The organism is Noviherbaspirillum sedimenti (assembly GCF_003590835.1).
Classification (GTDB): Bacteria; Pseudomonadota; Gammaproteobacteria; order Burkholderiales; family Burkholderiaceae_D; genus Paucimonas; species Paucimonas sedimenti.
This window is the reverse complement of the sequence record NZ_QYUQ01000002.1, coordinates 189211-215307: the sequence shown is the minus strand read 5'-3', so window position 1 is coordinate 215307 and position 26097 is coordinate 189211. Positions and strand designations below refer to the sequence as shown.

General features: G+C 60.0%; 29 protein-coding genes, 1 tRNA gene and 1 pseudogene. 14 read left to right on the top strand and 17 right to left on the bottom strand.

From position 1 onward, the window contains the following. The first annotated feature begins 1 nt into the window (after nt 1). The 6 genes from D3878_RS01075 to D3878_RS01050 are packed head-to-tail and all read left to right on the top strand — an operon-like array spanning nt 2 to nt 3175. A complete protein-coding gene (locus D3878_RS01075; RefSeq protein WP_119783794.1) occupies nt 2-385 on the top strand; it encodes a hypothetical protein in 384 nt (127 codons plus the stop codon). Continuing rightward, nucleotides 382-765 (top strand): hypothetical protein, encoded by a 384-nt coding sequence (locus D3878_RS01070; RefSeq protein ID WP_119783793.1) that lies wholly within the window; start codon nt 382-384, stop codon nt 763-765. Before D3878_RS01075 ends, D3878_RS01070 begins: the two co-directional genes overlap by 4 nt. Next, nucleotides 762-1253: a hypothetical protein gene (locus tag D3878_RS01065; protein WP_119783792.1), complete on the top strand. Its 492-nt coding sequence runs from the start codon at nt 762-764 to the stop codon at nt 1251-1253. The genes D3878_RS01070 and D3878_RS01065 overlap by 4 nt, the downstream gene beginning before the upstream one ends. Continuing rightward, complete coding sequence (locus D3878_RS01060; RefSeq protein ID WP_119783791.1) at nt 1250-1534, top strand: hypothetical protein; 285 nt, start codon at nt 1250-1252, stop codon at nt 1532-1534. The genes D3878_RS01065 and D3878_RS01060 overlap by 4 nt, the downstream gene beginning before the upstream one ends. Beyond that, on the top strand, nt 1531-1872 hold the full coding sequence (locus tag D3878_RS01055) for a hypothetical protein (protein WP_119783790.1): 342 nt from the start codon (nt 1531-1533) through the stop codon (nt 1870-1872). The genes D3878_RS01060 and D3878_RS01055 overlap by 4 nt, the downstream gene beginning before the upstream one ends. Next, nucleotides 1856-3175, top strand: a complete 1320-nt coding sequence (locus tag D3878_RS01050) for a tape measure protein (RefSeq protein WP_119783789.1) — start codon at nt 1856-1858, stop codon at nt 3173-3175. Before D3878_RS01055 ends, D3878_RS01050 begins: the two co-directional genes overlap by 17 nt. On the opposite strand, the gene D3878_RS01045 is transcribed toward D3878_RS01050, so the two are convergent. After that, the gene (locus D3878_RS01045; RefSeq protein WP_119783788.1) at nt 3170-4249 is read right to left on the bottom strand and encodes an IS630 family transposase; all 1080 of its coding nucleotides are present in this window, start codon (nt 4247-4249) and stop codon (nt 3170-3172) included. The two genes, D3878_RS01050 and D3878_RS01045, sit on opposite strands and share 6 nt — an antisense overlap. Here D3878_RS01045 and D3878_RS01040 point away from each other — a divergent pair. The 3 genes from D3878_RS01040 (at nt 4190) to D3878_RS01030 (ending at nt 7145) form a co-directional block, all read left to right on the top strand. Then, nucleotides 4190-6421: a hypothetical protein gene (locus D3878_RS01040; RefSeq protein WP_147383853.1), complete on the top strand. Its 2232-nt coding sequence runs from the start codon at nt 4190-4192 to the stop codon at nt 6419-6421. The two genes, D3878_RS01045 and D3878_RS01040, sit on opposite strands and share 60 nt — an antisense overlap. Beyond that, nucleotides 6418-6648, top strand: a complete 231-nt coding sequence (locus tag D3878_RS01035) for a hypothetical protein (RefSeq protein WP_119783786.1) — start codon at nt 6418-6420, stop codon at nt 6646-6648. Before D3878_RS01040 ends, D3878_RS01035 begins: the two co-directional genes overlap by 4 nt. A gap of 155 nt (nt 6649-6803) precedes the next feature. Then, nucleotides 6804-7145: a hypothetical protein gene (locus D3878_RS01030; RefSeq protein WP_119783785.1), complete on the top strand. Its 342-nt coding sequence runs from the start codon at nt 6804-6806 to the stop codon at nt 7143-7145. 8 nt (nt 7146-7153) lie between these two features. Here D3878_RS01030 and D3878_RS24190 read toward each other — a convergent pair whose 3' ends face one another. The 4 genes and pseudogenes from D3878_RS24190 to hemW all read right to left on the bottom strand — a co-directional run bounded on the left by D3878_RS24190 (nt 7154) and on the right by hemW (nt 9256). Beyond that, on the bottom strand, nt 7154-7453 hold the full coding sequence (locus tag D3878_RS24190; protein WP_233556189.1) for a hypothetical protein: 300 nt from the start codon (nt 7451-7453) through the stop codon (nt 7154-7156). Nucleotides 7454-7477: 24 nt separating this feature from the next. Then, nucleotides 7478-7657, bottom strand: a pseudogene (locus D3878_RS24770) (DUF4124 domain-containing protein); the annotation flags it as partial. A gap of 169 nt (nt 7658-7826) precedes the next feature. Continuing rightward, nucleotides 7827-7916: transfer RNA gene (locus tag D3878_RS01020), tRNA-Ser, on the bottom strand. Nucleotides 7917-8002: 86 nt separating this feature from the next. Beyond that, the gene (gene hemW / locus D3878_RS01015) at nt 8003-9256 is read right to left on the bottom strand and encodes a radical SAM family heme chaperone HemW (RefSeq protein ID WP_119783783.1); all 1254 of its coding nucleotides are present in this window, start codon (nt 9254-9256) and stop codon (nt 8003-8005) included. A 125-nt stretch (nt 9257-9381) separates the two neighbouring features. Between hemW and D3878_RS01010 the strand changes: the two genes are divergently transcribed. Then, nucleotides 9382-10434, top strand: a complete 1053-nt coding sequence (locus tag D3878_RS01010; RefSeq protein WP_119783782.1) for an RNA-guided endonuclease InsQ/TnpB family protein — start codon at nt 9382-9384, stop codon at nt 10432-10434. A 13-nt stretch (nt 10435-10447) separates the two neighbouring features. On the opposite strand, the gene rdgB is transcribed toward D3878_RS01010, so the two are convergent. The 8 genes from rdgB to D3878_RS00970 all read right to left on the bottom strand — a co-directional run bounded on the left by rdgB (nt 10448) and on the right by D3878_RS00970 (nt 18324). Then, complete coding sequence (rdgB, locus tag D3878_RS01005) at nt 10448-11032, bottom strand: RdgB/HAM1 family non-canonical purine NTP pyrophosphatase (RefSeq protein WP_119783781.1); 585 nt, start codon at nt 11030-11032, stop codon at nt 10448-10450. Nucleotides 11033-11073: 41 nt separating this feature from the next. Next, a complete protein-coding gene (locus D3878_RS01000) occupies nt 11074-11559 on the bottom strand; it encodes a thioredoxin domain-containing protein (protein WP_119783780.1) in 486 nt (161 codons plus the stop codon). After that, the gene (locus tag D3878_RS00995) at nt 11556-12797 is read right to left on the bottom strand and encodes a sialidase family protein (protein ID WP_147383852.1); all 1242 of its coding nucleotides are present in this window, start codon (nt 12795-12797) and stop codon (nt 11556-11558) included. The genes D3878_RS01000 and D3878_RS00995 overlap by 4 nt, the downstream gene beginning before the upstream one ends. 23 nt (nt 12798-12820) lie before the next feature. Continuing rightward, complete coding sequence (locus tag D3878_RS00990; RefSeq protein WP_119783778.1) at nt 12821-14902, bottom strand: TonB-dependent receptor family protein; 2082 nt, start codon at nt 14900-14902, stop codon at nt 12821-12823. A 236-nt stretch (nt 14903-15138) separates the two neighbouring features. Then, a complete protein-coding gene (locus tag D3878_RS00985; protein WP_119783777.1) occupies nt 15139-15531 on the bottom strand; it encodes a DUF2946 domain-containing protein in 393 nt (130 codons plus the stop codon). 71 nt (nt 15532-15602) lie between these two features. Next, nucleotides 15603-16337, bottom strand: a complete 735-nt coding sequence (gene rph / locus D3878_RS00980) for a ribonuclease PH (protein WP_119783776.1) — start codon at nt 16335-16337, stop codon at nt 15603-15605. 43 nt (nt 16338-16380) lie between these two features. Continuing rightward, entirely contained in the window at nt 16381-17310 is a 930-nt protein-coding gene (locus D3878_RS00975) for a PP2C family protein-serine/threonine phosphatase (protein WP_119783775.1), read from the bottom strand. A 3-nt stretch (nt 17311-17313) separates the two neighbouring features. Further along, complete coding sequence (locus D3878_RS00970; protein WP_119783774.1) at nt 17314-18324, bottom strand: serine/threonine protein kinase; 1011 nt, start codon at nt 18322-18324, stop codon at nt 17314-17316. Nucleotides 18325-18500: 176 nt separating this feature from the next. On the opposite strand from D3878_RS00970, the gene D3878_RS00965 reads away from it, so the two are divergent. The 4 genes from D3878_RS00965 to D3878_RS00950 are packed head-to-tail and all read left to right on the top strand — an operon-like array spanning nt 18501 to nt 22643. After that, nucleotides 18501-19421 carry a YicC/YloC family endoribonuclease gene (locus tag D3878_RS00965; protein WP_233556188.1) on the top strand — a complete coding sequence of 307 codons (921 nt, stop codon included), beginning with the start codon at nt 18501-18503 and terminating at the stop codon, nt 19419-19421. Nucleotides 19422-19466: 45 nt separating this feature from the next. Further along, nucleotides 19467-20111: a guanylate kinase gene (gmk, locus tag D3878_RS00960; protein ID WP_119783772.1), complete on the top strand. Its 645-nt coding sequence runs from the start codon at nt 19467-19469 to the stop codon at nt 20109-20111. 18 nt (nt 20112-20129) lie between these two features. Further along, nucleotides 20130-20333 (top strand): DNA-directed RNA polymerase subunit omega, encoded by a 204-nt coding sequence (gene rpoZ / locus D3878_RS00955; protein WP_119783771.1) that lies wholly within the window; start codon nt 20130-20132, stop codon nt 20331-20333. Between the two features lie 48 nt (nt 20334-20381). Continuing rightward, the gene (locus D3878_RS00950) at nt 20382-22643 is read left to right on the top strand and encodes a RelA/SpoT family protein (protein WP_119783770.1); all 2262 of its coding nucleotides are present in this window, start codon (nt 20382-20384) and stop codon (nt 22641-22643) included. A gap of 12 nt (nt 22644-22655) precedes the next feature. Here D3878_RS00950 and greB read toward each other — a convergent pair whose 3' ends face one another. From greB to D3878_RS00930, 4 genes are all read right to left on the bottom strand, one after another. Continuing rightward, nucleotides 22656-23213, bottom strand: a complete 558-nt coding sequence (greB, locus tag D3878_RS00945) for a transcription elongation factor GreB (RefSeq protein WP_119787631.1) — start codon at nt 23211-23213, stop codon at nt 22656-22658. Nucleotides 23214-23247: 34 nt separating this feature from the next. Next, the gene (locus tag D3878_RS00940; protein ID WP_119783769.1) at nt 23248-24528 is read right to left on the bottom strand and encodes an EAL and HDOD domain-containing protein; all 1281 of its coding nucleotides are present in this window, start codon (nt 24526-24528) and stop codon (nt 23248-23250) included. A gap of 177 nt (nt 24529-24705) precedes the next feature. After that, nucleotides 24706-25629, bottom strand: coding sequence for a 23S rRNA (adenine(2030)-N(6))-methyltransferase RlmJ (locus D3878_RS00935; RefSeq protein WP_119783768.1), 924 nt, complete (start codon nt 25627-25629; stop codon nt 24706-24708). Between the two features lie 70 nt (nt 25630-25699). Beyond that, a complete protein-coding gene (locus D3878_RS00930; protein ID WP_119783767.1) occupies nt 25700-25975 on the bottom strand; it encodes a hypothetical protein in 276 nt (91 codons plus the stop codon). Between the last annotated feature and the right edge of the window lie 122 nt (nt 25976-26097).

Genomic DNA, 26097 nt, shown 5'->3' with positions numbered 1-26097 from the left:
CATGCACCCCTACATTGAAGCCTGCCGAGATCAAGCAGAGGCCGCCGGCTGGTCCGGTGAAGCCCTGCAAAGGATTGTCATTGATCCGAAAAGCGCCACGCCGGCGGGCTTTCGCGCCCGGCTGGCCGAAGCAAACGAAATCCGGGCATTGGTAAAATTTGCAGCCAAGGATGTGACCGACGCCGGCTTTGCCCCCGAAGGGGCTGCAGAATTCTTTGTCTCGCATGGTCATTCACTTGAGACAGTCCGCGCCCACACCTTGCGCGTACTTGCGGAACACAGCGACGCAACGGCGATTGACACCACCCAGCGCACCGGTGGCGCTGCAAACCCCTATGCTGCGCGCGCGGCTGAAATCGACGCGTACAAGGGCAAGGCGCCATGAAGCCGACCGCCGCGCAATCCTTCGACCTGGAACGTCTGGCGGAACTTCGGGACCGCCACCGGGGCATGCTTGAAGATTACAGGCGTGCAAGCGCAGCCGTGCAGGAGGCGTCTAAAAGTCTTGCACGGCTGCGCGCCGAAGCTGCGACACACCCGACAGCGGCCGAAGTGCTGCGCAAGCCAAGTGACCTACTGCAGAAATTCACCGTCGAGCAACTGACAGAACTGCAGATATCACCGCGCACCGTGCAGCAAATTCAGGCCGCCGAAAGCCGACTTACCCGTCTTACTGCTGCCCGCGATGCAATGCAATCCACAGTGGCACGATCCACAAAATTCAGCGAGCGCCTGGAAGCATTCGCAAAGGCGCGAAACTTATGAAGACACAAGAAAAAATCTCAGCCCTGCGCGACCGTATCGCAGCGATACAAGCCGAACGCGAAAACATCGAAGCGCAGCGACGAAGCCGCAAGGAAGTAGGCGCCCATATTGACGTCGCCGCGGCGCACTGGTCCGCCGAGGCTGACGCGATCATAAAGACGAACATGGCGCGCGCTGCAGCCGGCTATCCGTCGGAGTTTCTAACAGTACACGTTCGCGGCATGCCGGTAGACCTGGGGCCGCTTTTCGTGCTGCTACTGGGCGCCGATGCCGTCCGAAAGGCCATTACCAAACACTTGCCGAGCGTTCCGGAAGGTCTCGGACCGCTGGTGCGAACCCGCCGCCTGGCCGAACTGTCCGACGAACTGCACCAAGTGCAAATCGAGGAAGAAACTTTAATCCGCGAAGCCGAGGCAGCCGGCGAAGTTATCCCTTACCGCCCCGACGCCGACCCGGCTTACACACTGACCTGGAGGCCATCGGAATGAACGCGGCAGAGATCAAGGAAAAGATTCTCACCAATCTTGAGATTGAGCACCAGGCGAAGGAGCGTATTTTTGCGCTTGTTGATGTCTCAAAAGAATTGGTGCGAGAAATTGGAAATTCAAGCGACGCGTTAGACCATGCATTTCTCGGAAAAAGCATGGGGAAAAATGACACCGAAGAAAAATTAATGTCTCTTACCGCGGAACGCAAAGAACTGACCGCCACCCTCAACAAAACCCGGCGAGAGATCACCCATTTACGCGAAATGCTGACATTGACATGATGACGACGGCGCACGAGGTACGAAACGTCTTTACGCAACACCCCGACCTGGGGCTGTTCGGATTCGGCACGCAGCCCCCCGCCCCGGACTCTGATTTTCTGGACCAGGTGGCCACCGCGCGCAAATGGCTAACCGGCGCCCCTGAGTGCTCGCGCATCTTGGCCCACCGTAGCAGCTACGCAGTCAAACACATGATCGAGAAAGCCGCCGGCCGCTATATCTCGAACGGCGCCGCGATTGCTGGCGCCCTGCTGGAAGGCTTCGCGCCAGTCCGCAAGAATCCCGGACCTAACTGCTATTTTCACCGACAAGAGCAACACCATGGCAACGACCAATAACCGGGACGTCCGCCTACGACTAGGCGTAGACGTTGAAGGCACCGAAGACATCGGGAAACTGACCGGCGAACTTGACGCCCTGGCCGGCGAAGGGAACGCCACAGCCGGCGCATTTGGCGCGAGTGGAGCCGCCGCAGACCGGATGCAGGCGGCCCTGGCCGAACTGACCACGACCACCAAGCAGCAGCGCGCCGTGGAAGCATCTGCACAGACTGACGCAAAGACCGCGCGCCGCACCCTGGACGATCAACGGGAAGCGCTGGCACGCCTGCGACTGGAATATGCCACGGCCGGCGGCAATGCTGAGAAATACAAAGCGGACGTCCTGCAGCTGCGCACCGCCATTCTCGATTCACGCGCCGCACTGCGCCAGAAACAAGACACATTAGAAGCCGCCGCCACCGCCGCACGCGTGGCCGCAGCAGCCGAACAGAAAATGGCCGCGGAAGTCAAAGCCGCAGCGGCCGCCGTGCTGGCACAAGCGCCCGCGTTCCGGCAAGCGGCCGCAGCATCGGGCAGCGCGACACAGCAGCAAATTGCACAGCAAAAAGAATTGCGCGACAGCGTGGCGTCTGTTGGCAAGCAACTGCAGAGCATCCAGCAGCTTGCCGGCCTTGCCCTGGGCGGAACTTTCGCCGGCGGACTGATTAAAGACCTGGGCGAAACCGCCGACGAATTCCAAAATCTTTCCGCGCGTATTAAACTGGCGACCGGCGAGGGGCAGCAATTTGACCGCGCCCTGACCGGCGTGGCCGATACCGCGCTGCGCACGCATAGCACGCTGGAAGACACGGCCAATCTCTTTGCACGTCTGACGAAAGCCGGCACCGATGCAGGACTTTCTGCACAGGTGGCACAGGTGCAAGCGCTTGGATTGACCGACACCATAAACAAGGCCGTGCAGCTGTCGGGCAGTTCGGCCGAAGCATCCGGCGCTGCCCTTACGCAACTGATTCAAGGGCTGCAATCGGGCGTGCTCAGGGGCGAAGAATTCAACAGCGTCATGGAACAAGCCCCACGCCTGGCGCAAGCGCTGGCGCAGGGCTTGAACGTCACTACCGGCGAATTACGCAAGATGGCCGAACAAGGCCAATTGACCACCGCGACTGTGATTAATGCCCTGCAGAACCAGGCGGACACCGTCAATTCTGAATTTGAAAAGCTCCCCCTAACCATCGGCCGCGCGCTGCAAGACCTTAAAACGCAGTGGACGCTGTACGTCGGCGCCAGCGATAACGGCATGGTGAGCTCGCAGAATGCGGCAAAGGTCATCCAGGCACTATCCAACAACCTAGTGTCATGAGTTTGAAATTCGCAGACAAAATCGTTCAATACTGGCCATGATGTCATCAGCGGACTTGGTCCAGACAAACGGCTTGGGGGCGGCGTTATTGAGTTTGAGGTAATCGCGAATGGCGTCTTCCAATTGACGGGTCGAACGATGGGTTCCGCGGCGAATTTGTTTTTCGGTCAGCGTGGCGAACCAGCGCTCGACCTGGTTGAGCCACGAAGCAGAGGTCGGCGTGAAATGTACGTGGAAGCGCGGATGACGGGCGAACCAATTGCGGATGGTTGGTGTCTTGTGCGTACCATAGTTATCCATCACCAAATGAATGTCCAAATCGCTCGGAACGGAGGCTTCGATCGTGCGTAAGAATTTCAGAAATTCACTGCTGCGATGCCGCCGGTGCAACTGCCCGATGACTTCGCCCGTGGCAATGTCGAGCGCGGCAAACAAGGTCGTCGTGCCATGACGTTGGTAGTCATGGGTGCGCCGTTCTGCAACGCCAGGAGCCAGCGGCAAGATTGGCTGGGTCCGATCCAACGCCTGAATCTGGCTCTTCTCATCGACGCACAGCACCATCGCCTTGACCGGCGGATCGATGTACAGCCCCACGATGTCGCGGGTCTTCTCGACAAACAGCGGATCGGTGGATAGCTTGAAGGTTTCCTGACGATGCGGTTGCAAGCCAAATGCGCGCCAGATACGGCTGACCGCCGTTTGCGACAGCTTAGCTTCGCGTGCCATGGTGCGCGTACTCCAGTGCGTGGCGTTCGACGGTTTCTCTTCCAGCGTCTTGGCGATCACGGCATCGACGCGCGCATCATCGATCGTGCGCGGCGCGCCCGAGCGGGGGGCGTCCAGCAAACCATCCAATCTCATTTGCACAAAGCGCCCGCGCCATTTCGATACCGTCTGCCCCGTCACTGCAAGTTTGGCGGCGACCGCCTTGTTCTCCGCTCCGTCGGCACATTCCAGCACGATGCGCGAACGCAGAGCCAATGCTTGCGCCGTCTTGCGTCGGCGTGCCCAAGCATGCAATTGTTCTTGTTCTTCTGCGCTCAACACCAACGCCGCTTTCGGTCTGCCTGCCATATCATCCTCACTGTCGAAAACAATAAAACTGGGACAGCGAACAGGCAAAATAATTCAACGAATTTCAAACTCAGGACACTAGATACGCTTGTATCCGTGCTGTTTGCCGGCGGCAAAGCCTGGGCAGCTTTCAAGATTGCCGGCCTGGCCGGCGACCTGCTCACGTGGGCAACGAATACCGGCCGCGCAACAGTCGCCACGGAAGCGCACACCGTAGCGAGCGCAGCGAACACGGCCGGGCAGCGGGTCAACACTGCAGCGCAAAACGAAAATACAGCGGCGATTGCGCGCAATGCGGCCGCTCGAGCGACGGCGACAACAGCAGGCACCGCAGGCGCTGCTGCACAGGCAGCACTAGGCGCACAAACCGCAGCGACCGCCGGCCAAGTAGCAAAAGCCGGGATTGTCTGGCGGGGCTTCACTGGCCTTTTTGGCCCGTGGGGCATTGTCCTGGCTACCCTGCTGCCCGAAATCAAAAGTATAGGCGTGGCGATTGGAGAAACTGCCGCCAAGTGGATGGGCTGGGAAAAAGTGCTGAAGGATTCCGAAGAAAAAATCCGGGCACAGGAAGACGCCACGAAGCGCATGATTGAAGCGCAGGTTCGGCAAAACCAGGTATTGCAAGAAGCCCGGGACCGGCAATTCGAATTATCGAAAGCATCCCGCGGACTGATCGCCAATTTTGACGAACTGCGGGGCAAAGGCGACAGCGCGGCCGAAGCCGTCGGCAAAATCGGGAAAGACTTTGATTTGTCCACCATGCCGGGCATTCGTGACGCCACCGCCGTACTCGACAAACTCTTATCTGATGGCAAACTGACCGCCGACCAGTTCCGCGCCGCCTGGGAAAAAGCACTAGACGGCAAAGACCTGGCAGTTTTCGAGGTAGAAGCACGCGCAGCCCTGACCGGCACAGCACGCGAAGTCGAACGCCTGGCGCAAATTATGGACGCCAGCTTACGGGCTGCAGTCAAAAGAACCGGCGTGGAGTTCGAAGTATTGCGGGGTGGCGTGGGCGCAGCATCGCGCAGCGCGGCAAATGACATTGACGTCATCATAAACGGCCTGGACAAGCTGAAAGCCGAGGGCGTGGACACTGCCCGCGTGCTGGCGCTGCAGTTCGGCAAGGCAATCAGCACCGCCGACAGCGAGCAAGCACTAGAAGACCTACGCCTAAAAATTGAGGCTGTACGGCGCACACTTGGCGACAAGATCGCGGACGGCTTATTGGACCAGGCCAAGCAGAAATCCGACGCGCTGCGGGATTCACTGGACAACGTGTTGCCCGGGATTCAGGGCGTACGCGAAGCCATGCGCGCGCTCGGTGTGACCAGTGACGAAACATTCAAGAATACCGCGGCGCAGTCGGAAAAAGCATATCGCACCCTGCGCGAATCCGGCACCGCCAGCGCGCGGGAATTGGCGGAAGGATTTAAACGATATGCAGCCGATGCGATCGCGGCAAATAACGGTATTGCATCTAGCACGCTACAAACAGAGGCCGCCATGCGGGGGCTTGTCATTAGCACCGACGGCACCGGCCGGGCTGTCATCCAAACTGCAGCGGAAGCCGAAAAGGCAATCGGCCGACTGGCGGGCGCTTATGACAAAGCCGGCGCAGCGGCCGAGAGGTCCGGCGCTCGCGCAGTGGCCGCAATCGAACGCCAAGCGGCCGCAGTGGAAAATTTGACGTCCGACGGCTTCAAGGCAAACGCGGACGGTTCAGCGGCAGGGCAATTTAACAACACTCTCCCAGTAAATCAGGCATATGCAATTGTCGAAAAATTGCGCAACGGGGAATTAAGCGCCGCTGACCTTGGCGCAGCACAGGCCGCCGTGAGACAGGCGAAGAATGCACAGCAGTGGATTGATAACGCCAGCAGTGTAAATGCTGGTGCCGTGTCCGTCGATGCGCGGACCAGTACAGAAGCACTATTGCGCGAGGTGCAGCGCGCACTGGCGACAGTACAGGCGATGACCAACCCCAAAGACAGCGCCGGGATTAATTCCACGCAACCAGGTGCAGCGCCAGCGCCGCGCGAGAGCGTCCGAACGGTCAACATCAATCTGCCCAACCGGCGCGCGTCTGTCCGTGTTGCATCGCAAGCGGATTCCGATACGTTGGCGTCAGTGCTTCGGGGCTTGGAAACCGCTGCGGGGTCCTCATCATGAGCGCCCACGAAATCGACGGCGACGCACTGGCAAGGGCACCACTTGCCGAAGTGACCGCCCTACTTTTCAAGACGACGTACGGTACACCCTTACGGCAAAATTTCGAAGCCGTGTTGCGAGTGGTCGCAGTGCAGTTAATCGCGGGGCTGACCCCCGAAGACATGGCGCCGGATGATGCATTCCGTCGGGGCCGTGACCTGCTGGCGCTGCTACGATCATCTGCCTAATAAACGCACAACTTTGCGCAAAAATTGCGCGCCTACAAAATAGCTTAAGCGTATGCGCAAGCCTATTTCGCACAAGGTTTATAGGGGCTTAGTGGAAATATTTCTTTACAGCATGTATTGTTTGACCAACATCAAAAACAAAGGGGGGTCAAACAATGCCAACGCAATTTATTGAAGCAGCCAAACAAGCCGCATTAACCGCCGCACACACACAGGCCGATGTGCCGGAAGTCCACATCATGGCGGCATCGCTCACAAAGAAGCACGGCGCCGACGCCATGCACCTAGCGGGTTTGGTACTGCTTACCAGCAGCATGTTGGAGCACCACGGCGCGCAAAGCGGCGTCGACGTGGGGGCGCTGGTGAGCCTACAGTGGGATTGCGTGCGAGCCTGGGCGGATGAGCAAGGCATACCGCTGGAAGCGGTCACGGGCGCACTAGCGAGCCTGGCGCGCGCCGGACAGACTGCCCAATATTTGCGCCATGTGCCAAACTGACAAAAGCGCTATTTCCCGGCCTTTAAGGAGTCCAACTCTGCGCGTAAAACTTTCTGCTTATCCTGAATTATTTTTACTTTTGAATCATGAACACCATTCAGGGCTTGCATTTCGGTGTTTATGCTTTGCTCTAAAGTGGCGCCGGCAAGATTGTTATTTGCGCGCGAGCGTCTTTCATATAGACGCTGCATATCTAAGTCCCGGTCATTTCCTAACCGTACTATTTGTCCGTCCAGTAACTCAAGCTCATACGTGATTTCTTTCGTGCGCCTAGACGTTTGCATAGATTTAAGCAGCTTGACGTCCATATCTGCCGGCATCCTGTCCGCAGCGGCCGGCGGGGGTGTTGCGGCATTTACGCGAAGCTCTGTTTTCTTAGTCGCATGGGGGCACGGCGCATCTGTGTAGACCACTTTACCGTCTGGCGTTGCGCATTTATTGATTGCTTGCGAAGTGGGACAAAACGAGACCGCCACGACCGAAAGCCCTACGGAAAGAATACACTTTTGCATTTTTTCTGGCCCAGAAATTAGTATTTTATTTCTTTATATTAACTTGAAATTACAAGTTAATAACATTCCAGGATAAGAAAAATTAGGACGTGCGGGGGAATCAGGAGGTGGGTATAAAGGGGGGTAGAAATGAAAAAGCGCCCTGAAAGGCGCTAATTCATTGGCACTCTGGCGGAGGCTGTGAGATTCGAACTCACGGACGGGTCACCCCGTCGGCAGTTTTCAAGACTGCTGGTTTAAACCACTCACCCAAACCTCCTGATTCGTTGCAAGTTGCGGAGATGGCTCCAAAACTTGCAAGGGACATATTATACCGAAGCCCATCCGCGGCGCGACAAGATTTTTCTAGTCACCCAGGAACATTTCCTGCAAATCATTCAGGAAGCGCTGTCCCAGCGCGGTTGGCTTGATCACCTGATGGTCGCGGTACAGCAAGCCTTTGGCCTCGGCCGCATTCAGGTCGGCTTCGATGGCATTCAGGGTCAGGCCGGTGCGCTCGGCAAACAGGTTGACGGCAAAGCCGTCGCGCAGGCGCAGGGTGTTCAGCATGAACTCGAAGCCGAGTTCGCCGCGACCGATTTCCCTTTCTTCCTGTACCGGATTGCCGGCGGCGACATGCTGCAGATACGCCTTGGGCTGCTTGTAGCGCGCCTGGCGCACGATGCGGTGCGGGAACGACAACTTGGAATGGGCGCCGGCGCCGATGCCGAGGTAATCGCCAAACTCCCAGTAATTCAGGTTGTGACGCGCCTGCCGCCCGGCTTGCGCATAGGCCGACACTTCATAATGGCGGTACCCGGCCGCTGCGGTGGCTTCCTCGATCATGTCCTGCATTTCGGCGCTGGCGTCGTCGTCCGGCAGCGCCGGCGGGTATTTGGCGAACAGGGTGTTCGGTTCCAGCGTCAGGTGGTACAGGGAAAGATGCGGTGCCGCGCTGGCGATCGCAGTGGCAAGGTCGGCGCGCGCTTCATCCATGGTTTGTTGTGGCAGCGCATACATCAGGTCGAAATTGAAATTATCGAAACTGGCATGGGCGATCTCGATTGCGCGGCGGGCCTGGTCGCCGTCATGGATGCGGCCCAGGGCTGCGAGATGCCGCGAATTGAAACTCTGGATGCCGATCGACAGGCGGTTGATGCCGCTGCCGCGATACGCCTTGAACTTCTCTGCCTCGAAAGTACCCGGATTGGCTTCCATGGTGATCTCCGCGCGGCCATCGAGCGGCAACAGGGTACGGATATCCGACAACAGGCGGTCGATCCCCGCCGCCGACAGCAGGCTGGGGGTGCCGCCGCCGATGAAGACCGTGTGGATGCGGCGCCCCCAGATCAGCGGCAAGGCGCCTTCCAGGTCGGCGCGCAAGGCATCCAGGTAATCCTGCTCGGGAAAGCTGCCCTGCACTTCATGCGAATTGAAATCGCAATACGGGCATTTGCGCACGCACCACGGAAAATGCACGTACAGCGCCAGCGGCGGCAGGCTGGTCAGGTTGAGAATGCCGGGCTTCAGGTAGGCATTGGCGGCTTGCGCTGCGGCCGATGGGCTTGACGCCGGCGCCGAGGGTACGGCAGGCGCACCAACGAGTTTGATTGGAATCATCAGATTTGCTCCGAGAAACCTCGGCCTTCAGGCCGGGGAGTGAAAGGAGCCGACTGCGAAGCAGTCGTTGCCTTTCGTTGAGATACCGCAGGCGCTGCGGGACTAAACCGCCTACATTTGTTGGCATGATCCTCGTCTACCGCTACCGGGTGAAATCGCTGAACGGCTTGCTGAACAGGCAAAGCCGTGCGGTCAATTTCGTCTGGAACTATTGCAACGACCGGCAAAAGGATGCGTTGCGGTTCGGCCGTCGCTGGCATACCGGATTCGACCTGAACAAACTGACGCAGGGCGCTAGCCGCGAACTCGGCCTCCACTCCGGAACGGTCAACGCGGTGTGCGAACAGTATGCCAAATCGAGATCGCAAAAGAAGCGCCCGTACTTGCGCTATCGCGGCAAGAAGAACCTTGGATGGGTGCCGTTGAAAGGGCGCGAGTTGAAGCGCGAAGGTGATGCGTTTCGCTTCGCCGGCAACACCTTCCGCGTGTTCAATAGTCGCGCTCTGCCGGAAGGCAAGATCAAGGATGGCACCAACTTTTCCCAAGATTCGCGGGGCAATTGGTTCCTGAACATCGTGATCGACGTTGCAGTAGATGCCGTCGCCGCACGTCAACCTGTGCGCGGCGTTGGCATTGACCTTGGACTGAAAGAATTCGCCACGCTTTCCACAGGCGAAAAGATTGAAACGCAGCGCATTTACCGCAATGCCGAGTATGCGTTGGCCGTGGCGCAACGCGCCCATAAAAAGCGCCGCGTGAAGGCGATCCATGCGCAGATCGTCAATCGCAGAAATGATTTTCACCATAAGCTCTCGCACCGCATCGTTTGCGAGTTCGATTACATTGCGGTAGGCAACGTTAATGCCGCCGGACTCGCCAAGACCAGCATGGCGAAGTCCATACTGGATGCTGGCTGGTCGTCCTTCCGACATCAACTGGCGTACAAGGCTGTTAAGCATGGCGCGTGGTTTGAGGAAGTGAACGAAAGTTTTACCTCCCAAGTCTGCTCGAATTGCGGCGCTTTGCCCGATTCGCGGCCGAAAGGTATCGCAGACCTTGGAATAAGAGAATGGAAATGCAGTGATTGCGGTTGTGTGCATGATCGTGACAAAAACGCTGCGTTAAATATTCTCCGTCGCGGACGTGCGACGCTAACTGTAGGAATCCCCGTCCTTTAGGGCGGGGAGGACGTCAACGCAGTTTTTCCACCAGCAGGCGCAGCGCCTGGCCGCGGTGCGACAGGCGGTTCTTTTCTTCGGCGGACAGTTCCGCTGCAGTCTTGCCCAGTGCCGGCAACCAGAAATGCGGATCGTAGCCGAAGCCGCCGGCGCCGTGCGGCGCGGCAATCACTTCGCCCCCCCAGCGCCCTTCGGCGATCAGCGGCTGCGGGTCGTCGGCATGCTGCACCAGCACCAGCACGCAATAATAATAAGCACGCTTGTCGGCTTGCGCGGCAAGATCTGCCACCAGCTTGTCATTGTTGCGCGCATCCGATTTCGGTTCGCCGGCGAAGCGCGCCGACCAGACGCCGGGGGCGCCTTGCAGGGCAATGGCGCAAATGCCGGAATCGTCGGCCAGCGCCGGCAAGCCGGTCAGGCGCGATGCGTGGCGCGCCTTGGCCAGGGCGTTTTCGACGAAGGTCTGGTGCGGCTCGTCGGCTTCCGGCACCTGGAATTCGCCTTGCGGCTTCAGGTCGAAGCCGAGCGGTGCCAGCAGTTGGGCGAATTCTTTCAGCTTGCCGGCATTGTTGGAGGCGAGAACGAGGGTTTGAGTCATGAATTTTTCGAGCTTGCAAGAATGTACAGGATGAACTGGCCTTACCAGGCGGCTGTCAGCCTGGCGATCGTGTTCGCCGTGATGATACCTGAATAGGCTACCCGCTCGCCGCGTGCATTGAACCAGTAGCTGCGCGGCATTTCGCCACGCCATTGGGGATCGATCGCATAATGCAGCTGTTCGGCAGGCGCTGCGCCGAACGCCCATAGTTCCGCTTTCAGGCCCGCGCGCTTCAGCTTTTCCCGAATCAGGCGGCGCGCCTCGGGATCGTCGGCCCGGTCAGCGGCGATCGTTACTATCTGGAACCGCGCCGGGCGACCGGCCGCCGCCAAGGCCTTGAAACTGGCCTCGCAATACACGCAATCCAGCGACCATACCATGATCATGAACGGCTTGCCGGCATGATCAGCCAGGATCCTTTCGAAGCTCTCCGATGCGAATGCATGAATTTTCTCCTCGGCCTGGACGCCCATCGCATTGAACAACAAAGTCAACAACAGCAAGCCTGCAGCCAAGCGGTTTTTCATGGCTGCTCCGCGCCGATGGGCATGGCGCGAATTCCCTCATTCCGGGTGCGCCACACCAGCACGATGCCCGCCCGATCGGCGACCAGGTAAGGCTTATCCGAATCTCCCGCGGTGCGGGCGAATTCATTCTCGACCCAGGACTTGCCGCCATCCCTGGAAAATTTTCCGACGACCGCGGTCGACTGGCCATCGAACTGTTTCCATACCAGCGCAACCTGCTTGCCAAGCGTGGCGACATCGGCATTCGACGCCTGCGCGGAGCCCAGTGCAACTGCCCTGCCGCCCTCACCCGTCGCCGTAGTGGATGTGTACAAGACGCCGCCACCGTCGCCCTCCTTGCCGTTGAACCAGACCTGGTGGCGCGTGCCGTCGGCGGTGTAGGCAAGCGATGGCCCGTGGTGCGGACAGGCGTCGATACGCCAATCATCGAAGGTCGCACGGGTGACGGCGCCGGTCTTGCCGGCCGGGGTCAGCTCTGCCAGGGCATGGTCGCGTATATTGGGTGAGAATATATGGCGCCAGAAGGCGACCGGCTTGCCTGTGGGCGTCAGCGACAAGCTGATCCGGCAACATTCGCACGTGTTGTCCGCCACCTTGTAGTCGCCCTGGAATGTCGCGCCGGCGTCGCTCGATACCGCATAGTAGATGGCCGAGCCGGAATAAGCCTGCTGTCGGGCCTTGGCCTTTTCACGATCGCGGCCATCGATCCAGGCGACATAAATCCTGCCCGTCCTGTCGACGATCATCGAGCCAAAGGCATGCGTGATCACATCGCGGTTGGCGTGCACGGTCAGCGGCCGGGAAAATGTCCGGCCGCCGTCCAGCGAGCGGATGAAACGGATCTCGCCGACATGGGGGCGGGCCACCGGCATCGTATAGGCGATATAGATTTCGCCGTTCGGGCCGAAAGCAATTTTCGGACGTTCTTCACCTCTGGCGGCGACAGGCTCCGCTTCCTGCCGGACTCGCCTGGGCGGCGACCAGGTCTTGCCCCTGTCTGCGGAATTCTGCAGCAAGAGGAATTGACTGCCATCGACCACGTCCTTTGTCACGGCCCACAAGCGGCCTTCCCGGTCCAGCGCGGCGCCAGTGCCGAGTTCCGGCACGGCCTGGCCGCCCTGGGCACCATGTCCGCCGCCCGGACCATGCGCATGCGCCGGCATAACGCCGGCAACAAACGTCAACAGGCAAAAAACTGCCGCCCGCAGTGCATTTTCTGTGCATGAGAATCGATTCAAGCTTCGCCCCTTCACTTATCGTATTAATATTTCAGTTCGATGCCGGCATAGAGCGACCTGCCGTCCCCTGGATAAAACTGGCGACCATCCAGGCCTTTGGCATCGGCGACGACTTTGGTCGTCGCCGCGTAGACCTTGTCCGTCAAATTCCTGGCATCGACAAACCATGAGACGTTCTTGCTCATGCGCTGTCCGAGCTTGAATCCGATGGCACCATAGCCCGCCGCCTGCAGCGTATTGGCATGATCGACATAAGTCGCCGAGGCGATGCGAACATTCGGCCCCATGTAAAGACCATTATCCATTTTATACAACACCTCTGCTGTAGCCAGCTGCCGTGGCGCGCCGGCCAGCCGCTTGTTACCGTAGGTTCGGTCGCCATCGAAACGGAAATCGTTGAACAGGTAGCTTGCGCGCATGGTCCATGTTTTCCCGATGTTGGTTTCCAGGCCGGCTTCGATCCCCTGATGCACGGTCTGGTCGGCATTGATCGTGCCGAGCGGATTGCCAGCAGGATCATTCAATGCCAGCAACTCTTTCCTGACCTGCGCGCGGTAGAGCGCAACATCCCATTGCATCGTTCCCCATGGCTGGCTGGATAATCCGCGCGTGCCAAGCTCCAGTGTCCGTGCACGCTGGGCGTCGACAGGCGTCACGTTCGGCCCGCCTGCCAGCTCGCCGAAGCTTGGCGGTTCGTAGCTGCCGCTGATATTGCCATACACTTGCATGCCCGCTGCCAGTTCATGGCGCATGCCGATTTTGGGAGACACGCGCCGGTAGGTTTTGTCGACGCTATTGTCGCCGTTGGACAGGAACCGGTCGTCGAGACGGCGTTGCGCCTCGACCACCTGGGCGCCGAGAATCAATGCGGTCGCGGGCAGGAAGTAATGCTGGTTCTCGGCAAAGATCGTGTAGTTTGCCGAACGCTGCTCCGCCTGCGCCGTGCGGGCGCCAGCCTGGCCGCCGACGTTGGCGAAGCGGTCGTCACGCAACTTCCCGCCGGCCAATGAGGTGCCGACGATCAGCTGGTTTTTCTTCCCGAACAATTGCTGGTCACTGATGTAACGTACGCTGATACCGTAGTCGTCGGAATTCTGTTTCAGCACCTGGAATATCGGATGAAACAGGGATTTATGGGAGTAAAAGGCCCCTGCTTCAATCTGCTGTTCCGGACTGATCCGGAATGTTGTCTTGTTCGACAAGCGCAACAGATCAAAGTCGCGATGCTGATCACCGTTGATGGTGGCGGGATCGGCCTTCCTGGAATCGGCATGCATCTCCGCTTTGGTCAGGGCGCCCGGCAATTCGGAATCGGTTTTGACGGCGTTGATGAAGAAACGCGTTTCCACCGCATCGGTCAGCGCAAGTCCGAGGTTGCCCGAGATACGCTGCGTATCCTGGCGGGAATGGTTACGGAATCCGTTCTGATGAAACTGCGATCCCGCAATGAACCAGTCTGCCGAGGCGGTCTTGCCGGCTGCGGCGACTTGCGCGCGCTTGTAGCCAAAGCTGCCAGCTTCGACCCGGGCTGCCGCGGCGGGCGCACTCATGCCGGAAGGACTGACGAAATTGACCGCTCCGCCCAGTGTCGTCGCGCCGAACTGCAGGGCATTGGCGCCGCGATAGACTTCGACATAGCGCGCCGAGAGCGGCTCGACCGCCTGAAAGTCGGCGCTGCCGTCGGCCAGGTTGAGCGGCACGCCATCCTGCAGCAACTGGATGCCACGCATGTGAAATGTCCGCTGCAGACCCGAGCCGCGAATCGACAGGCGCGCCTCCTCCGCACCAAAACGCGATGCGATAAACACCCCGGGCGAGAATTGCAGCGCATCGTTGAGCGTCGATACGCGGCCTGTCTTGTATTGCTCCGCATCGACAATGTTGGCGCCTCCTGGAACTGTATCGATGCGCCGCTTGGCTTCCACGATGGAAGGAAGCGTCTGACTGGCAACAGGCTGAGCTGTCACCGTCACGGCTGGCAGCGTGTGCTCCTGCGCGTTTGCCTGCGATAGTTGAAGCGACCAGAGCGCCGGCGCGACCCAGCCGGATAGTTTGATAAATTGGCGAAATTGAATTCGGCTACACCATTCAAACCGGATTTTCATGTTATTCCTTTAAATGCATACGACAAGGGCAACGCCGCTGCATGCACAGATAGTGGCGGGTTGACGCCAGCGCCACCTTGATTTTTTTGAAAGCGGGAAGGACTGCGCCATGCAGGGCCGGCAGCGACGATGGCATGCGTCGTCAGCCATGCACCCGAGACAGGCAGACTTCCGGTTCGGACAAGTACCGGCGGCCACGCCCGTTCAGGAGCAGGACCGACAGTACTCAGCGAGGATCAGGAATGAAAGGGTGGTGCGCGCGATTGCGGGCTGGCCCACACGAACAGCGGGCGCGTCGCCTGGTAAAACAGCGAGGGGAAAGGCAAGCCGCCCTGGTAGGCGGGCAAGGTCAAGGAGACGGATGGCGGCAAGGCCAGCATGCCATCATGGACCTGGCAGAACGGGCAATGCTCAAAGGCGTTGGCCGGCTCGCTGTGCGCAGGTAACTCGGAGCCGAGGTCCAGCTTGACCAGCTTCAGACCGGCCGTAGAACAGATCTCGGCCCACAGCGAACGCGACTTGCCGGCATCGGATAGCGCATGCGAAATCGACGGCGCAAGCGTGGCCATCAGGATCGCCATGCAGGCAATCGCCGCAGTGATGTATCTGATTGGCCGAGAATGAATCATGGCGAAATTCTATCACGCTCCGCGACCATCAGCCCTGAAGGCGCTGCATTTTCCGCTCCACCGCTACCCGCTCAGGCGGCCAGCCCCAGCACCTGCTTCTGCAGGCGGTTCAGTTCGACGATGCCGGCCTGCGCCAGGTCCAGCATGCGCGTCATGGTGGCGCGGTCGAAGGCTTCGCCCTCGGCGGTGCCCTGCACTTCGATGAAGTGGCCGGCGTCGGTCATCACCACGTTCATGTCGGTGTCGCATGCCGAATCTTCGAGGTAATCCAGGTCCAGCACCGGCACGCCGCGATACACTCCGACCGAGATCGCCGCGACGAAATGCTTCAGCGGGATGGCCGCAATCGCCTGGCGCGCAAGCAGATGCGCGAAGGCGTCGTAGGCGGCGACCATGGCGCCGGTGATGGAGGCGGTGCGGGTGCCGCCGTCGGCCTGGATGACGTCGCAATCCAGGTGCAGGGTGCGTTCGCCAAAACCGTTCAGGTCGAAAGCGGCGCGCAGCGAGCGGCCGATCAGACGCTGGATTTCCTGCGTGCGGCCGGATTGCTTGCCCTTGGCGGCTTCGCGGTCCATGCGGCTATGGGTCGAGCGCGGCAGCATGCCGTATTCGGCGGTCAGCCAGCCCTGCCCCTTGCCCTTCAAAAAGCCCGGCACCTTGTCCTCGATGCTGGCGGTACAGATCACCTTGGTGTCACCGAATTCGACCAGCACCGAACCCTCGGCATGCTTGGTGTATTGACGGCTCAGGCGCACGTCGCGCAAGACATCGGCGGCGCGGCCGCTGGGGCGGATTTCTGTTGGCATAATTTCAATGGGGTCAGAGTCAATTTAAACACACCGCAGGATTTTATCCCTTGCCCGTGACCTTCGAGGATTTTTCGATGGCATTGCGGATTTCCTCGATCGCCCTTTCGATGTCATTGTCGTCGTAGAGATCGGCGCTTTCGAGGTCGGCGTGGCGCGGCGCCTCGATGGTGGTGGTCACAGCGCCGAGCGGCAGCACATTGGTGGTGATTGAATTGGGATCGTCGACGCCATCGCCGCCTTCCCACATCATCGCCAGCGCGGTGACGTTGTCGCTGGTCTTGCCGGCAATGCTGGCGGCGGAGTTCACCAGTTGCGGCACCGCGCGCACGATCGTATTGTTTTGCAGGACATGCGCCAACTGGTGGTCGCCCAGGATCGACCACAGGCCGTCGGAACACAGCAGCATGACGTCACCCGCCTGCAGGCTGGCGTTACGCGAAATCTCGACGATCGGCATGCTGGGCGCGCCCAGGCAATTGAACAGCTTGTTGCGCTCGGGATGGGTATCGCGCTCGGAGGCGTCGACCTTGCCCTGCGCAATCAGGGTTTCGATGCGCGAATGGTCGCGCGTGCGCATCAGGATCTGGCCGTTGCGCATCCAGTACAGGCGCGAATCACCGCAGTGCGCCCAGAACGCGGTGTTATGCTGGATCAGGCAGGCGACAATGGTGGTGCGCGGTGTTTCCGGCAGGTTGTTGATGGCACGGTAACGGTGGATTTCGCGATGCGCGGCAAAGAAGCTCTCTTCCAGGAAACGCTCCGGCTTTTTCACATAGGGGTCGGCATTGCGCTGAAACAGCGAGGCGATGGTTTGCAATGCGATCGTCGCCGCCGCGTCGCCCTGGATATGCCCACCCATGCCATCGGCGAGCAGCAGCAGCAAGGCATCGCGGGTGAAGCTGTAACCCATCCGGTCCTGGTTGACCTTGCGGCCGCCGATATGGCTTTCTTGGTAGACGGAAAATCGCATGGTTTATTGGTATTGCGTAGTATCCTGGATGGTATTGAGCGCATCCTTGTCCCTGCCGAAGCGGCTGAACAAGCCGCGCACCTTGCGCGAAAAAATCTGCAGGGTTTCATTGCCCTTCTTTTCCGGCACCGGTTCACGCAAGGCCTTTTGCAGCGCAAACACGCTTTGCGGCCGCTCCAGCGGATCCAGCTTGAGACTCCAGCGAATCACGTCCAGCAAGTCGCTCGAATAGATCCCTTCCAGCTTGCGCAAGTGGCCTTCCATCTTGTCGGATACCTTGCGCTGGTCTGCCGGCTGCGGCGGCGCACCGACCATGCAGGCGAACATCGAGGCGCCAATACTGTAGATATCGGTCCAGGGGCCGAGGTTGCCGCCCTTGCCATACAACTCGGGCGGCGCGAAGCCCGGCGTGTACATCGGATAAAGCTTGGGCAGATCGGTCCTCAGGGTCTGGCGGGCGGCGCCGAAATCCAGCAGGATCGGCGTGCCATCGACGCGCAGGTAAATATTGGCCGGCTTCAGGTCGAGGTGCAGCAGCTTGTTGGTGTGCACTTCGCGCAAACCCATCATTACGTGGGAAAACATCTTGCGGATGAAACGTTCGGAGACGATCGGGCGCTCGCCCTTGTCGCGCCGACGCAGGATGTGTTCCTGCAGCGAGCGGCCGGATTCGTACGCCATCACCATGTAGACGGTGTCATTGGCGCGGAAGAAATTGAGCACGCTGACGACGTTCGGATGGGCGATGCGCGCCAGCGCCCGCCCTTCCTCGAAAAAGCATTTCAGGCCGATGCGGAAGATCGGCAGGTTTTCCGGCGCGATGATCGGCACCAGTTCGCCGGGCTCGCGCAGCGCCAGCGAACTGGGCAGGTACTCCTTGATGGCGACGGCGTTGCCGTCTTCATCGTATGCAAGATAGACAATACTGAAGCCGCCGGACGCAATCTTCTTTACAATGCGGTATCCGGCAATTTCCAGGCCGTCCGGCAAGGGAGCATTATTCTGGGCCGCCAAGTAGTGTCTCCAATGTGAAACGATAAAATGATCAGGAACAGACCGATGTTGGCATGTGATGGCATTCAGTTGCACGCAGTGACAAGCTCATGCCCGCCGATTTCCTGGTCTTAACACAATCCCTTCGATTGTGTGGATAAATCAATACTTTGTAAAGATAAACCGAGGTTTCCATTTTGACTATCCATAGCATGACCGGTTATGCGGTCACCGCCCGCGAAACCGCCGCCGGCACCGTCACTGTCGAACTCAAGAGCGTCAATTCGCGCTTTCTCGATTTGCAGTTCAAGCTCAACGACGACTTGCGCGCGGTCGAACCGGCCCTGCGCGAAGCCATCATGGCCCGGGTCGCCCGCGGCAAGCTCGAATGCCGCCTGAGTTTCGGCCGCCGTCACGCGGAAGGCGGCGTGCAGGCGCTGAACCAGGCGCTATTGAACTCGCTGACGCAATTGCAGGACAGCGTACTGTTGCAATTCCCGGGAGCGGCGCCCCTGAGCGTCAATGAACTGCTGCGCTGGCCGGGCGTGATCGAGGAAGCGCAAATTTCCCAGGAAGCCCTGCAAGCCGATATCCTCGCCACCCTGGCGACGGCGCTGGACGCCTTTATCGAAACGCGCGCGCGCGAAGGCGCCGCCATGCAGAACGTCATCCTGGCCCGCGTCGATGCCACGCAAGACATCGTGCAGCGCATCACGCCCCTGGTGCCCCAGGTCATCGCCCAGTTCCAGCAGAAGGCCATCGAGCGCATGCAGGAAGCGCTGGGTTTCGCGCTGCAGGACGAAGCCGGCGCGGCTGCCTCCCCCGCCGCCACTCGCGAGGAGGCGCTCGATCGCATTCGCCAGGAAGTCACCGTGTACGGCATCCGCATCGACGTCGCCGAAGAACTGGCGCGGCTGGCGGCGCACCTGGAAGAAACCCGCCACATCCTGAAAAAAGGCGGCCCGGTCGGCAAGCGCCTGGACTTCATGATGCAGGAATTGAACCGCGAAGCCAATACGCTCGGCTCCAAGGCGGCGCTGAAAGAACTGGCCGACGCCTCGATGGAATTGAAACTCCTGATCGACCAGATGCGCGAACAAGTGCAAAATTTGGAATAATCGCGCCCAGGGATTATTCTGGAAAAACATTACTCAAGGAATTTCATGCCCCACGCCCCCGCAACCGCCGGCAGCCTGTTCATGGTCGTCGCCCCCTCCGGCGCCGGCAAATCCAGCCTGGTCAATGCCCTGCTGGCACAAGACAAGGCAATCAAGCTGTCGATTTCATACACCACCCGGCAACCGCGCCCGGGCGAGCAACACGGCCGCGAATATTTCTTCACTTCCGCGGAAGACTTCCTTGTCAAGCGCAACGCCGGCGAATTCCTGGAATCGGCCGAAGTCCATGGCAATTACTATGGCACTTCGCGCATCCAGATCGCCGAACAGATGCAGGCCGGCACCGATATCCTGCTGGAGATCGACTGGCAAGGCGCGCAACAGGTGAAAAAGCAGTTCCCGAACGCGACCGGCATCTTCATCCTGCCACCCTCGATCCAGGCGCTGGAAGAGCGCCTGCACAAGCGCGGCCAGGATGAGCCGCACGTGATTACGCGCCGCATTCTGGCCGCCGGCGGGGAAATCGCTCACGCCCCCGAGTCTGAATATGTTATTATTAATCAAGACTTTGCAACTGCTTTGTCAGAGTTGACCGCAATTATCAAGGCGGCACGTTGCCGCTTCGCGCAACAGGCAGCACGCAACGCTTCCCTGTTCACCCAGCTGGGCATCCATACCGCTTTGAGCTAACCCGATTTAGGAGTAAACATGGCCCGTATCACCATCGAAGATTGCCTGAAACAGATCCCCAACCGTTTTCAGCTGACCCTGTGCGCGACTTACCGCGCACGCCAGTTACTGCAAGGCCACACCCCGAAAGTCGACGCCAAGGACAAGCCGACCGTAGTGGCCCTGCGCGAAATCGCCGCCGGCAAGGTCGGCATCGAAATGCTGAAAAAGGTACCGAGCTGAGGAACTGACAGCCCTATGCTGTTTTCTGCCATGGGCTGACGCCCTGCCATGAACCTGACGCCTGCAGATTCAACGCCGACAACTGCTGCCAAGCGCGCAGCAGCCAGACGCTCGGCCGCGCATCCTGCAGGCGCGGCCGAGCCTGCCCCCGCCGCCAGCGGCGTGGCCTCGATCACTGAACTTTCCGCCAAGCTCTCCGCCTACCTGAACCCGTCCGACCTGAAAAAGGTCAAGGAAGCCTACCGCTTCTCCGACGAGATGCACCTGGGGCAGATGCGCAAGTCCGGCGAACCCTACATTTCGCACCCGATCGCGGTGGCCGAGATCTGCGCCGACTGGAAACTGGATGCGCAGGCGATCATGGCCGCACTCCTGCACGACGTCATGGAAGACCAGGACGTCAAGAAGGAAGAACTGATCGAACGCTTCGGCGCCCCGGTCGCCGCGCTGGTCGATGGCCTGTCCAAGCTCGACAAGATCGAATTCCAGAGCCAGGTCGAGATCCAGGCCGAAAATTTCCGCAAGATGCTGCTGGCCATGGCGCGCGATGTGCGCGTGATCCTGGTCAAGCTGGCCGACCGCCTGCACAACATGCGCACGCTGGGCGTGATGGCGCCGGAAAAGAAGCGCCGCATCGCCCGCGAGACCATGGAAGTGTACGTGCCGATCGCGCACCGGCTGGGCTTGAACAACATCTATCGCGAACTGCAGGAACTGGCGTTCGCGCACCTGCATCCGCTGCGCTACCGCACCCTGTCCAAGGCCGTCAAAGCCGCGCGCGGCAACCGCCGCGAAGTGGTCGGCAAGATTCTCGAAGCGGTGAAGAACACGCTGGCCGCGGCCGGCCTGCAGGTGCAGGTGTACGGCCGCGAAAAAACCCTGTACGGCATCTATCGCAAGATGCACAGCAAGCACCTGTCGTTTTCGCAGGTGCTGGACGTCTATGGCTTTCGCATCGTGGTCGACAGCTTTGCCAACTGCTACGTCGCGCTGGGCACCCTGCACGCACTGTACAAGCCGATGCCCGGCAAGTTCAAGGATTACATCGCAATCCCCAAGCTCAACGGCTACCAGTCGCTGCACACCACCCTGATCGGCCCCTATGGCACCCCGGTGGAATTCCAGATCCGCACCCAGGAAATGCACCGCGTGGCCGAATCCGGGGTCGCCGCCCACTGGCTCTACAAGAGCGAGGAAGAGAGCCTGACCGACCTGCAGCAGCGCACCCACGCCTGGCTGCAATCTCTGCTGGATATCCAGAAGCAGACCGGCGACTCGGCAGAGTTCCTGGAACACGTCAAGGTCGACCTGTTCCCGGATTCCGTCTATGTGTTTACGCCGAAATCGAAGATCATCGCGCTGCCGCGCGGCGCCACCGCGCTCGACTTCGCCTACACTATCCACACCCACGTCGGCGACCAGGCCATTGCGGTCAAGATCAACCACGAACAGGCACCACTGCGCTCGGAATTGCACAACGGCGACATTGTCGAAATCATCACCTCGCCGACTTCGCGCCCGAGCCCGAACTGGCTGACCTTCGTGCGCACCGGCAAGGCTCGCTCGGCGATCCGCCACCACCTGCGCACCATCAACCTGACCGAATCGACTGAACTCGGCCGGCGCCTGCTGAACCAGGCCCTGATCATCCTGAAGCTCGACCCCGAGCTGCCGCCTGCGCTGGTGGAACGGATCCTGAACGAATCCAGCGCCAAGTCGATGGAAGAATTGCACGCCGATATCGGCGTGGGCAAGCGCATGGCGGCGCTGGTGGCGCGCCACATCCTCGGGCTGGTGGAAAGCGAGTCGCCAGCCGTGGTGGCGCTCAATGCCCAGGGCGAAGCGATCCAGAACAAGCCAGCCCCCGTGGTTATCTACGGCAATGAAGGAGCCTCCGTGCAGCTTGCGCCCTGCTGCATGCCGATTCCCGGCGACGGCCTGCAGGGCCAGTTGCGGCGCGACCAGGGCCTGATCGTGCATGCGCTTGATTGCGACCAGGGCAAACGCAGCCGTGCCAAGGAACCGGAGCGCTGGATCGATGTGGCCTGGGGACCGGAACTGAACCGCCGCTTCGATTGCCGCATCATGGTGCTGGTCAAGAACGAACGCGGCATGTTGGCGCGGATTGCCGCCGAAATTGGCGAATCCGATGCCAACATCACCTATGTTGCCATGGATGGCGACAAGGACCAGCTGATGATCCAGCTGAAATTCACCATCCAGGTGGAAGACCGGGTGCACCTGGCGCGCCTGCTGCGCAATATCCGCCGCATTCCCCACGTCGCCCGCATCATGCGCGAGCGCGGTTGAGCCTGGCTCTGACTAGCTCCTGGCCGGGTAGCTGACTTCCAATATTTCCAGTTCTTCCACCCCGCCCGGGGTTTTCAGCGTCACCAGCTCGCCCTCGCGCGCCTTGGTCAGGGCGCGCGCCACCGGGGAGATCCAGCTGATCCTGCCATTCAGGGGATCGAGTTCGTCAATGCCGACGATGGTCACGGTATGTTCGGCGCCGGCCTGGTTCTGGTAAGTGACGGTGGCGCCGAAGAATATTTGGTCCGAACCATGGTGGACGCCAGGATCGACCACCTCCGCCAGGTCCATGCGTTTGGTCAGGAAGCGGATGCGGCGGTCGATCTCGCGCAGGCGCCGCTTGCCGTAGATGTAGTCACCATTCTCCGAGCGGTCGCCGTTGGAAGCCGCCCAGTGCACGATGCGCACCACTTCCGGCCGCTCGACATCGATCAGCTGCAACAGCTCGTCCTTGATGCGGCGGTAGCCGGCAGGCGTAATGTAATTTTTCGCGCCGGCGGGAATCGGCGGCATGGCGGCGTCGAGTTCGTCGTCGTCGCCATCGGTTTCTTTGACAAATGCCTTGTTCATGGCAGTCATTATAGTGCCCGCGGGCCGCGCCAGCTCACTGCTTGGCGTCGGCAATGCTGTTGGCCCAGCGGAAGGCGTGCACCTGCAGTTCGGCAAGGTCCTGGGGCGACAAGCCCAGCTTGCGCATGAGCGGGGGCAACAGTGGCCAGGCCTGTTCGATGCGCTCGATATATTCGGCCAGCTTGAGCATGTCGCCTAATTCCCCGCGCCGGTACAGCAAGGCTTCGCGAACTTCCGACGCCACGGCCAGTTGCTCGAGCACCTGCTCCATGGACAAGCCGAACAGGGCATCCATGAGTGAGATGATGCCGACCGTAAAAGATTTCTCGCTCAGCGCCCGCTTGCCTGGAAAGCGCTTTTGCGTCATTAATTCCAGCAGCCTGCCGCGCGTGGTGGCCAGCACCAGCAAGGGCGATTTCAGGCTCTCGCCATGTCCGGCCCCGGCATACAGCAGGATTTGCAGCCAGCGCTGCAATTGCACGCGACCAAGCACCATCAAGGCCTGCCCTACCGACTCGATATGCCGGCCAGCACCAACGCCTGCAGTATTCACCAGCCGCAGCAAATTCAGCGAAAGCGGGACATCATGCTTGATGGTGTGTTCCAGCGCCATGCTGTCTTCATCCGCAGCAATCTGGCTCATCAATTGGACAATTGCCAGTTGCGAGGGCGAGAGCTTTTTTCCACTCAGGATCAGCGGTCTGGCGAAGTAATATCCCTGAAAATAATCGAAGCCAAGATCCAGGCAAACCTGGAATTCCGCGGGGGTCTCGACTTTTTCCGCCAGCAGCTTTTTACCACTCTGCTTGAGCTCAGTGGCAAGACTGCGCAGCGTGTCGGGCTGCAGGCCGGCGATATCGATTTTGATGAACTGCACCAACGGCAATAACTGGCGAACATCCTCAGATTGCACCACTACATCGTCCAGCGCAAACTGGTAGCCAGCCTGTCCCAGTTCCTTGATCCGTTCGATGATCGCCGGCGTGACCTGGACGGTTTCGAGAATTTCCAGAACCACCTTGTCAGCGGGCAAAAAACCAATGAAATCGCTCATCAATACATCCGCATCGATGTTGACGAAACCGAGCGAATCCCCGACGACGTTTTCCAGGCCCAGCTCGGCGACGTGCGCCATCACCATCGCCGTGGCGGCGACATGGTCGACGACATTGGCAGGCCCGACAGCGGCCGCGCGGAACAGCAATTCGTAAGCCACCAGATGCTGGTTCCGGTCCAGAATGGGTTGGCGTGCCAAAAAGAATTCCCTGGCATGCTGTGCCACCGCCGCGCTCATATTGGACGCATCCGGGATCATCGGGAGGCTGCCTTTGCTTGAGAGTGTCAGATAAACAATTCAGAATGGAATTACATTTCCATCTAGAATTTTCTTTATTGTACTTCCAAATCAGTCGGCATATACCGCAGTTGCTTAAAAGAAGTTACCGCCAGTATCAAATCCCGGGACGACAGCAGCGCCCGCAAGGGGCACGTCTCAGTTGCGCCGAGCGCCACCGCCTTTGGGCGCTGCCGGCGCATCCCCGGTTTCCAGGGTGAAGCGGGCGCCGCTGTCCTCTCCCAAGGCCTCGACCAGCCACGGCATCAATTGCCGCAACAGGGGCGCCAGGGTCCAGGGCGGGTTCAGTACGAACATGCCGCTGCTGCGCAAGCCGAAGCCGTCGGGCGCCGGGGCGCCGATCGACAGGGTCACGTCCAGCCAGCCGCTGGCGGGCAGGCGTTTCAATTTCTCCGGCAACTGGCGCGATTCCGGCCTTTGCAGTACCGGATACCACACCGCATAGGTGCCCGTGGAAAAACGCGTCAGGGCATCAGCCACGGTATCGGCCACGCGCCGGTAATCCTGCTTGACTTCATAGGGGGGATCAATCAGCACCAGGCCGCGCCGCGATGGCGGCGGCAACAGGGCCTTCAGGCCATCGAAGCCATCGGCCTTTTGCACGATGACGCGCTTGCCGCGCACCGTTGGCCGCTGCCCCTGGGCCGCCGCGTGCGCCTCCAGCTTGTGGAAATTCTCGTGCAGGATTTTCACCTCGTTCGAATGCAGCTCGAACAGGCGCAGGCGATCCTGCTCGCGCATGGTCTTTTCGGCGCAGTACGGCGAGCCGGGGTAATAGCGCATCTTGCCGCTCGGGTTCATGGCCTTGACCAGGCCGACATAGTCGGCCACCGCTTCCGGCAAATCGGTGCGCTCCCACAGGCGGCCGATGCCGGTATCGAACTCGGCATTCTTTGCAGCCTGCGTGCTGTCGAGCGCATACACGCCGGCGCCGGCGTGGGTGTCGATCACCATGTAGGGCGTGTCCTTCTGGTTCAGGTATTTCAGCAACTGGATCAACACCATGTGTTTGAGCACATCGGCGTGATTACCAGCATGGAAGGCGTGGCGGTAACTCAGCATGGGGAATCAGGCAATACGAAAAAAGGATGGGAAAGTATGACACCGGACGACGTATTGCGCCGTCCCGGCATCAGGACTGGTAAGGGTAAGATATACCTTGAAACGGCGGCCGGCGACCGACCAGGTTTTCCAGCATGGTCAGTTCGGCATCGGTATGGTTGATCACCGGCGCTTTCGCCATCATGGCCGGCCCCCGCTGGTCACCGATAAGCATGGGCCGCTCGTGATGCCGGGTACGGACGATTTCACGGGCCGACGGATCGGCCAGCGGCGCCACAGCCAGCTGCCGCAGGACCGCGCGGCGCCGGACGCGAATTCCCTGGTCACTGCCGACTGTTGTTTTCATGGCTCCCCGCCTGACGGTCCGGTAAATGGCTGCATTTGCAGATACTGCCCGCATTATACGGGGCGCAGAAACAAAAAGGCCGCACGGAAATCCCGTGCGGCCTTTTCACCGTCCTGCCGGGC

What these genes read in the sequence shown, in the direction of transcription:
- D3878_RS01075 (WP_119783794.1), top strand. Translation starts at nt 2, where the DNA reads ATGCACCCCTACATTGAAGCCTGCCGAGATCAAGCAGAGGCCGCCGGC.
- D3878_RS01070 (WP_119783793.1), top strand. Translation starts at nt 382, where the DNA reads ATGAAGCCGACCGCCGCGCAATCCTTCGACCTGGAACGTCTGGCGGAA.
- D3878_RS01065 (WP_119783792.1), top strand. Translation starts at nt 762, where the DNA reads ATGAAGACACAAGAAAAAATCTCAGCCCTGCGCGACCGTATCGCAGCG.
- D3878_RS01060 (WP_119783791.1), top strand. Translation starts at nt 1,250, where the DNA reads ATGAACGCGGCAGAGATCAAGGAAAAGATTCTCACCAATCTTGAGATT.
- D3878_RS01055 (WP_119783790.1), top strand. Translation starts at nt 1,531, where the DNA reads ATGATGACGACGGCGCACGAGGTACGAAACGTCTTTACGCAACACCCC.
- D3878_RS01050 (WP_119783789.1), top strand. Translation starts at nt 1,856, where the DNA reads ATGGCAACGACCAATAACCGGGACGTCCGCCTACGACTAGGCGTAGAC.
- D3878_RS01040 (WP_147383853.1), top strand. Translation starts at nt 4,190, where the DNA reads ATGCAATTGTTCTTGTTCTTCTGCGCTCAACACCAACGCCGCTTTCGG.
- D3878_RS01045 (WP_119783788.1), bottom strand. Translation starts at nt 4,249, where the DNA reads ATGGCAGGCAGACCGAAAGCGGCGTTGGTGTTGAGCGCAGAAGAACAA.
- D3878_RS01035 (WP_119783786.1), top strand. Translation starts at nt 6,418, where the DNA reads ATGAGCGCCCACGAAATCGACGGCGACGCACTGGCAAGGGCACCACTT.
- D3878_RS01030 (WP_119783785.1), top strand. Translation starts at nt 6,804, where the DNA reads ATGCCAACGCAATTTATTGAAGCAGCCAAACAAGCCGCATTAACCGCC.
- D3878_RS24190 (WP_233556189.1), bottom strand. Translation starts at nt 7,453, where the DNA reads ATGGACGTCAAGCTGCTTAAATCTATGCAAACGTCTAGGCGCACGAAA.
- hemW (WP_119783783.1), bottom strand. Translation starts at nt 9,256, where the DNA reads ATGATTCCAATCAAACTCGTTGGTGCGCCTGCCGTACCCTCGGCGCCG.
- D3878_RS01010 (WP_119783782.1), top strand. Translation starts at nt 9,382, where the DNA reads ATGATCCTCGTCTACCGCTACCGGGTGAAATCGCTGAACGGCTTGCTG.
- rdgB (WP_119783781.1), bottom strand. Translation starts at nt 11,032, where the DNA reads ATGACTCAAACCCTCGTTCTCGCCTCCAACAATGCCGGCAAGCTGAAA.
- D3878_RS01000 (WP_119783780.1), bottom strand. Translation starts at nt 11,559, where the DNA reads ATGAAAAACCGCTTGGCTGCAGGCTTGCTGTTGTTGACTTTGTTGTTC.
- D3878_RS00990 (WP_119783778.1), bottom strand. Translation starts at nt 14,902, where the DNA reads ATGAAAATCCGGTTTGAATGGTGTAGCCGAATTCAATTTCGCCAATTT.
- D3878_RS00985 (WP_119783777.1), bottom strand. Translation starts at nt 15,531, where the DNA reads ATGATTCATTCTCGGCCAATCAGATACATCACTGCGGCGATTGCCTGC.
- rph (WP_119783776.1), bottom strand. Translation starts at nt 16,337, where the DNA reads ATGCCAACAGAAATCCGCCCCAGCGGCCGCGCCGCCGATGTCTTGCGC.
- D3878_RS00975 (WP_119783775.1), bottom strand. Translation starts at nt 17,310, where the DNA reads ATGCGATTTTCCGTCTACCAAGAAAGCCATATCGGCGGCCGCAAGGTC.
- gmk (WP_119783772.1), top strand. Translation starts at nt 19,467, where the DNA reads ATGCCCCACGCCCCCGCAACCGCCGGCAGCCTGTTCATGGTCGTCGCC.
- rpoZ (WP_119783771.1), top strand. Translation starts at nt 20,130, where the DNA reads ATGGCCCGTATCACCATCGAAGATTGCCTGAAACAGATCCCCAACCGT.
- D3878_RS00950 (WP_119783770.1), top strand. Translation starts at nt 20,382, where the DNA reads ATGAACCTGACGCCTGCAGATTCAACGCCGACAACTGCTGCCAAGCGC.
- greB (WP_119787631.1), bottom strand. Translation starts at nt 23,213, where the DNA reads ATGAACAAGGCATTTGTCAAAGAAACCGATGGCGACGACGACGAACTC.
- D3878_RS00940 (WP_119783769.1), bottom strand. Translation starts at nt 24,528, where the DNA reads ATGATCCCGGATGCGTCCAATATGAGCGCGGCGGTGGCACAGCATGCC.
- D3878_RS00935 (WP_119783768.1), bottom strand. Translation starts at nt 25,629, where the DNA reads ATGCTGAGTTACCGCCACGCCTTCCATGCTGGTAATCACGCCGATGTG.
- D3878_RS00930 (WP_119783767.1), bottom strand. Translation starts at nt 25,975, where the DNA reads ATGAAAACAACAGTCGGCAGTGACCAGGGAATTCGCGTCCGGCGCCGC.